The organism is Mesorhizobium sp. P3_A9 (assembly GCF_056402975.1).
This window is the reverse complement of sequence record NZ_JBFUGJ010000334.1, coordinates 1-6,323: the sequence shown is the minus strand read 5'-3', so window position 1 is coordinate 6,323 and position 6,323 is coordinate 1. Positions and strand designations below refer to the sequence as shown.

The 6,323-nt window shown below is 62.2% G+C and carries 5 protein-coding genes and 2 pseudogenes; 3 read left to right on the top strand and 4 right to left on the bottom strand.

Going from position 1 to position 6,323, the window contains the following annotated elements; translation table 11 throughout:
• Positions 1-110 (top strand): annotated as a pseudogene (locus AC1DX0_RS28955) (IS5/IS1182 family transposase); the annotation flags it as partial.
• 380 nt (positions 111-490) lie between these two features.
• The gene (locus tag AC1DX0_RS28950) at positions 491-1,192 is read left to right on the top strand and encodes an antitoxin Xre/MbcA/ParS-like domain-containing protein (RefSeq protein ID WP_477218369.1); all 702 of its coding nucleotides are present in this window, start codon (positions 491-493) and stop codon (positions 1,190-1,192) included.
• Positions 1,193-1,274: 82 nt separating this feature from the next.
• On the opposite strand, the gene speB is transcribed toward AC1DX0_RS28950, so the two are convergent.
• Positions 1,275-2,234 (bottom strand): agmatinase, encoded by a 960-nt coding sequence (gene speB / locus AC1DX0_RS28945; RefSeq protein ID WP_477218370.1) that lies wholly within the window; start codon positions 2,232-2,234, stop codon positions 1,275-1,277.
• 50 nt (positions 2,235-2,284) lie between these two features.
• On the bottom strand, positions 2,285-3,391 hold the full coding sequence (locus AC1DX0_RS28940) for a polyamine ABC transporter substrate-binding protein (RefSeq protein WP_477218371.1): 1,107 nt from the start codon (positions 3,389-3,391) through the stop codon (positions 2,285-2,287).
• A 118-nt stretch (positions 3,392-3,509) separates the two neighbouring features.
• Between AC1DX0_RS28940 and AC1DX0_RS28935 the strand changes: the two genes are divergently transcribed.
• Positions 3,510-4,415, top strand: a complete 906-nt coding sequence (locus AC1DX0_RS28935) for a LysR substrate-binding domain-containing protein (RefSeq protein ID WP_477218372.1) — start codon at positions 3,510-3,512, stop codon at positions 4,413-4,415.
• A gap of 22 nt (positions 4,416-4,437) precedes the next feature.
• On the opposite strand, the gene AC1DX0_RS28930 is transcribed toward AC1DX0_RS28935, so the two are convergent.
• Both AC1DX0_RS28930 and AC1DX0_RS28925 read right to left on the bottom strand, forming a co-directional pair.
• Positions 4,438-5,523, bottom strand: coding sequence for a sensor domain-containing diguanylate cyclase (locus AC1DX0_RS28930; protein WP_477357826.1), 1,086 nt, complete (start codon positions 5,521-5,523; stop codon positions 4,438-4,440).
• Between the two features lie 432 nt (positions 5,524-5,955).
• A pseudogene (locus tag AC1DX0_RS28925) lies at positions 5,956-6,323 on the bottom strand (AAA family ATPase); the annotation flags it as partial.

The window sequence follows — 6,323 nt, the reverse complement described above, 5'->3', positions numbered from 1 at the left end:
GCATGAAGCTGACCACGATCCGCTATGTCGGGCTGGCCAAAGCCACTGCCCAGGTGACGTTAGCGGCGATTGCCTTCAACATGCGCCGATGGGCCGCCATCACAGGATAGGTGCGCCCGCAGTCCGGCCCCACGAGGCCGAACCGCCGCCCGAAATTCCAAACCAGACACAAGAACTCACGAATACGGGCGATATTCCCGCAATCCCGCTCTCATCCGCGCTCTGCTGCAATTACACAACAGGCCCACGAGGGGGGAGATCGGCAGCTTCACCGTCGCGTGATTGTCACATATCGCTCCTACACGAAATCGAGAGCGTCCCGTGACTGACATTTCGGGGCGCCCGCGTTCAGATGGGATGTTGAAAAATGCAAGACAGCAAGCTGTCGGGCGGCGCGATCCGTTGCCGCCGCGACTTCCGTTTTCCGTACTAGAAATTCAGCGATCGGCCGCGGCTGAGGGAGGAGCGCGCGCGGTCGGAAGATATGTGCATGAGCAGATTTCAGACTACGGGTCTTGGACAGGACGACTTCGCGGAGATGGTCGCGGAGGACGTCGAACGCGCGCTTGCCCATTATGATGAGGCCATCAACCAATCCACCGTGGTCTCGGTCGGCAAGATCGCCGGCAGCATAGCGTCCGCCGTCACCTTGCTGTCGCCAAAGCACCAGCGTGCCATCGACGCCATCCATGCCGACCTTCCCGGCCTTGCCTCGAAATTCGTGCGCGCGGGGGCGGCGGAAGCCGCGCGCCGCAGCGAAGCCGGCACTGCCGGGGCCACAAATCCGTCGACCGCTTTGCTGGCCGATGAGCCGCTTCCCCCGTCGCCGCAGTCCGACGACCTGGAATCGATGCTGATCGAGGACTGGGCCGGGCGCGTCGCCGGCTCGACCTATCTCGAAGAGAATTTGCGCATCGCCCGCTCGACCCTGCACCGCTGGCAAAGACGTGGCGACGTCATCGCCTTGCGCAAGGGTGGCCGCAAACACGTCTTCCCGCTGGCGCAATTCGTCGATGGCAGGCCGGTCGCCGGCATAAGCGACGTCCAGTCCCTGATCGGCAATCCGAGGCTCGCCTGGCTATGGCTGACGCGGCCGGCGGCGCAGCTCGACGGCCGCATTCCGATCGACCTGCTGCGGCAGGACCAGATCGATGAAGTCGTCGAAGCGGCAAGGGTGTTCACGCCGGGTTGAAGCCGGCGCGCCCTCCGAGCCGGGCTCTTTGCTTGACGCAATTCCGGACGGAAAACCGCTTCACACTTTTCCTGGAATTGCTCTAGCCTTTCTTCTCGGCCAGCAGGCCAAGATAGTGCTGCAGCACGGCGGCACCTGCGATCGACGTGACGTCGGCATGGTCATAGGCCGGCGCCACCTCGACGACATCAGCGCCGACAATATCGAGCGAACCCAGCCGCCGCAGGATCATCAGCGCCTCGCGTGACGAAAGACCGCCGGCGACCGGCGTGCCGGTGCCCGGCGCAAAGGCCGGGTCGAGGCAGTCGATGTCGAAGGTCAGATAGGTCCTGGCATCGCCGACACGCGCCTTGATGCGCTCGACCACGCCGGCCACGCCGAGTTCGGCGACATCCTCGCCATGCAGGATTTCGAGGCCGCAAGTGTCGGGCGCATGGGTGCGGATGCCTATCTGGATCGAGCGCTCCGGCAGGATCAGGCCTTCCGCAACCGCCCTGGCGACGAACGAGCCATGGTCGATGCGCTTCTCCTCGTCGAGCCAAGTGTCCTGGTGGGCGTCGAACTGGACCAGCGCCAGCGGCCCATATTTCTTCGCATGCGCCCTGAGCAGCGGCCAAGTGACGTAGTGATCGCCGCCGATGGACAGCAGCGTGACGCCGGCATCGACGACTTCGCTGGCCTGCGCCTCGATCTGCCACGGCGTTTCGTCGTGCCGGCCGAAATCGAGGCCGCAATCGCCATAGTCGATGACCGCCAGCTTTTCGAACGGATCGGCGCGGAAAGGATATTGCGGGTCGCCCTCCAGGATGGCCGAGGCGCGCCGCACGCCTTGCGGCCCGAAGCGCGCGCCCGGCCGGTTGGACACGGCCGCATCGAAGGGGATGCCCCAGACGGCGACATCGACGCCGTCGAGGTTGCGGGTCAGCCGCCGGCGCATGAAGGACAGCACGCCGCCATAGACCGGCTCGTGCGAGCCGCCATAAATGTTCTTGCCGAAAACGGCGTCGTCGGTCTGGCGCGAACGCGGCAGGGATTCAAGCATATCGATCACATCTTTTCTGGAGTGAGGTGTGGGCCAAAACAGGCCGGGGATCAGTTGGTTCCGGTGGTGAAGCCGGTCCACAGACGGGTGACCAGGCGCAGCGATTTCTGGTCGCGTGGCTGGGCGGCGAACAGATGCTTCATCGTCTCTTGCGAGAGATAGATGTCGGGATTGTCGCGAACGGTCTTGTCGATCATCGGCGCCGCCGCCTCGACCGCGTTCGGGTAGAGCGTCGCATTGGTGAAGCGAGCGGCAATTTCCGGCTTCATCAGGAAATCCATGAACGCCTCGGCGTTTTCGGGGTGCGGCGCATCGACCGGGATGGTGATGACGTCGAAGAAGATTTCCGTGCCTTCTTTCGGGATGGAGTAGCCGATATCGGCGCCGCTTTTGGCGTCCACTGCCTTGGTCGCCGCGCCAATCGCATCGCCGCTCCAGCCAAGCGCCAGGCAGAGATCACCGGCCGCCATCTCGCTCATGATCGCGCCCGATTTGAAATGCCTGATGTAAGGCTTGATCGCGGTCAGCAGATCGGCTGCCTTCCTGATCTCGCTCTCGTCGGTCGAGAACGGGTTGAAGCCGAGGTAGTTGAGCGCGATCGACATCACGCCCTCGGGGGAATCGACCATGGCGATGCCGCAATCCTGGAATTTTTGCGCCACCTGCGGCTTGAAGATCATGTCGAGGCTGTTGAGCGGGGCGTCCTTCATCCGCTCGGCAATCCTGGCCTTGTTGTAGATGATGCCTGTCGTGCCATAGGCATAGGGCACCGCATAGGCGTTGCCCGGATCCTGCCTGGCCAGGAAGGCCATGATGTCGGGATTGAGACCCCCGGCGTTGGGGATTTGTGCCTTGTCGAGTTTCTGGATGGCGCCGGCCTTGATGTACTGGCCGACGATCGATGCGCCCGGCATGATCAAATCGTAGCCGAAGCCGCCGGTCAGCGCCTTGGTCGTCAGCATCTCGACGGCATCGAATGTGTCGTAGACGACCTTGATGCCGGTTTGCTTCTCGAATTGCGCGATCGTGTCGGCCGGCACGTAATCGTACCAGAAGTAGATGTTGACGGTCTTGTCCTCGCCGGCCTGGGCACTACCCGTCAGGACGCAGGCGGACAGGGCGATCATCGATGCGGCAAGGGTGGCAAGATGGCGCATGGCGCGGTCTCCCAGGGGGTTCGGATCGCGCGAGAATTGCCCGTTCGACACAGTCCGACAAACGGCATTTCTGTCCGTCATACTTGACAAAAACTCATCTGAAGTTTTGTCTTTGCGCATGAAGCTGCCTTCGTTGAATGCGATCCGGGCCTTCGAAGCGGCGGCGCGCCTGCACAGCTTCAAGGAAGCCGCCGACGAGTTGCGGCTGACGCCCTCGGCGGTGAGCCGGCATATCCGTTCCCTGGAACAGGCGCTGGGCATCGAGCTGTTCGAGCGCGGCGTCCGGCAGGTGACGCTGGTGCCGAAAGCCAGCCACTTTGCCCGCCGGCTCTCCACCGCCTTCAGGTCGATCGAGAATGCCATCGAAGAGATGGGCAGCCATGGCCGCCCGGTTGCCGCCAAGCGCGCCTCGCTGTCGATCAATGCCACCTTCATGAACCTGTGGCTCGCCGACCGCCTGCCGCGGTTTCGCGCGGCGAACCCGGATTTCGAACTCGACGTGTCGATCCATGATGATCAGAACCGGGGCGGCAACCCGAGTGCCGATCTGCGTGTGCTGTTCACCGCCGATGCCGGCAATGCGGACTATTTGCAGCTCGTGTCGCTGGTGATCTTCCCCGTCTGCGCGCCAGCCCTGCTTGCCGGTCCGAATGCGCCAAAAACGCCGACCGATCTCGCCGGACAGAGGCTGCTGCACGAGAACACCACCGCCTGGTGGGAGGAATGGTTCGAGACCGAAGGCCTGAAAGTCGACGCGAAATCCGGTCCGATCTTCCACGATCCGGCGCTGGCCGTGCGCGAGGCGGTCAATGGCGGCGGCGTCGCGCTGGTCGACAACATCATGGCGCAGGACCTGCTGGCCAGCGGCCAGCTGGTAGCGCCGTTTCCGGTGCGGCATGCAATTCCGGAGAGCTACTGCCTACAGCAAAAGCCGGGCCATCGCGGCTCGGCCGGCATCAAGCGGTTCCGCGAGTGGCTGCTGTCGGAGATCGCCAGCCACAAGCAGGCGATGGGGATGGTCTGAGGGATTTCGTCCACGCTCTGCGCTAAGCGGTCTTGCGAAAGCTTGGCCCGGACGATGGCTGTTGCGGTGTCATTTCGCTGGCGGTGACCAGCCGGTTGCGGCCGCTCTTTTTGCCGATGTACATCAGCCGGTCGGCAAGCGGGATCAGCGCCTCGGAGTCCGCGGCCTCCGMCGGATACATGGCCACGCCAACGGTGCAACCGACCTGGATGGCGCCATTCGGCGTCGGAACCTTGATCCGCAACCTTTCCAGGATGCGTTCGGCGACGCGTACGGCCTTCAGCTGTGCCAGATCGGTGTCGGCCGAGAACAGGAAGGCGAACTCGTCGCCGCCAAGCCGCGCGACGAAATCGGCGCTGCGCAGGATCGAGCGAAGCTGGCTCGACACGCGCTGCAGCAGCGCATCGCCGGCCTCATGGCCGAGCGTGTCGTTGACTTCCTTGAACCGGTCGAGGTCGATGAACAGAAGCCCGGCCGCCTCGCCGGTGGCGCCGCAGCGGGCAACCACCGATTTGAGCTCGTTGTGGAAGGCGCGCCGGTTGGGCAGGTCGGTCAAGGCATCGTGGTTGGCCGAATGGTCGCTCTGTTGCTTCGCCACCTCGATCTCGCGCTTTTGCGCCGACAGTTCCTCGTTGGCGGTCTTCAGATCCAGAAGCAGCTGGGCGTTGAGGTCCTCGACGACCTTGCGGTCGCTGATGTCGACGACGAAGCCTTCCAGGAATTCGAGTTCGCCGGCTTCGTCCCAGACACCACCGCCGATCTCGCGGACCCAGAGCGGTTCGCCGACCTGCGGCACGATGCGGTAGTCGACGTTCCAGTTGCAGCGCGCCTCGAGCGCGGCGTCGACGGCGGCATACACCGAGGGCAAGTCATCCGGGTGGATGGCCGAGACATAGTCGCGCACCGCGTTGTGGATGAAATCGCTCGGCCGGTAACCGCTGACGGTGAAGATGCCGTCGCTGATATACAGCATGGTGTAGGACGCGTCGTTGCGGCAACGGTAGAGATAACCGTCCATGCGGCCGGTGATGCTGAGCAAGGCATCCAATCGCTCGTCGTGGTAGGCTCGCTCGCCGACCACGGATACAGAAACTCCGTCATGCTTCATGGCCGCACCCCCATTTGGCGGTCTGAGCGCGCCGTGGATGCCGTTACGGCATGCGGCAAGAGCTTCCCTATATCAGCTGAATCTTATCAATATGTTATGGGGGGCGCGACGGCGTTTGGGGCGCCGCCGCGTTCGAAGAGCCGGGGCGGCTGGTCCGTCTGCTGCGCGAAAACCGTTCGTTACGCTACTGCCGTAGCTGCCACGATTAGGCTGACTGAGCCGACGGCATTGAGCGAGACTAGATCGGCCACCATCACTTAGCTGCTTAAATTCGCGGGCGCTATTCGACCCCGGGAACCTATTGGCTGCTGCAAAAGCCGGGCGGCTGCGGCTCTATGGTCCAGGCGGTTTCCGCAGCGCCTATTGGCGATAATCGCCTAAGGTGCGTGATCAAGATCGGTTGATGGCTTCCGCGTGCAGTTCGTTGCCGTTCTATTTGACTTTGAGAGTTCTATTGGTATGCGTATAGAATTCACCAACTGTATATAAGTTATTGTTAAGCTCATCTGCTATCATTGAGGTGGCTATGATCATCTGATGGTCGGAAGCTGCCGACAACGACTTATCTCTGAGTTGCAATTGAAAATTCCTACTACGCTCCGGCTCCATCCCTTTGTCCTCGATCGTATCCATTATAAGCAACCTCGGATGCGAAAAATCGCCATCGTTTGCTGCAGCATACAAAAACGAAGCCAGGAACGAATTCTTTAGATAGACCATCGAGCTTGCAGAAAAAAAACTGTCTCCGTTTACGGAGATTTTATTGCCGTCAAACTCAAAATCGACAACATTTGCGTCGT

Bases quoted from the DNA above. Each gene is read 5' to 3' on its own strand.
- AC1DX0_RS28950 (WP_477218369.1), top strand. From the start codon at position 491: ATGAGCAGATTTCAGACTACGGGTCTTGGACAGGACGACTTCGCGGAG.
- speB (WP_477218370.1), bottom strand. From the start codon at position 2,234: ATGCTTGAATCCCTGCCGCGTTCGCGCCAGACCGACGACGCCGTTTTC.
- AC1DX0_RS28940 (WP_477218371.1), bottom strand. From the start codon at position 3,391: ATGCGCCATCTTGCCACCCTTGCCGCATCGATGATCGCCCTGTCCGCC.
- AC1DX0_RS28935 (WP_477218372.1), top strand. From the start codon at position 3,510: ATGAAGCTGCCTTCGTTGAATGCGATCCGGGCCTTCGAAGCGGCGGCG.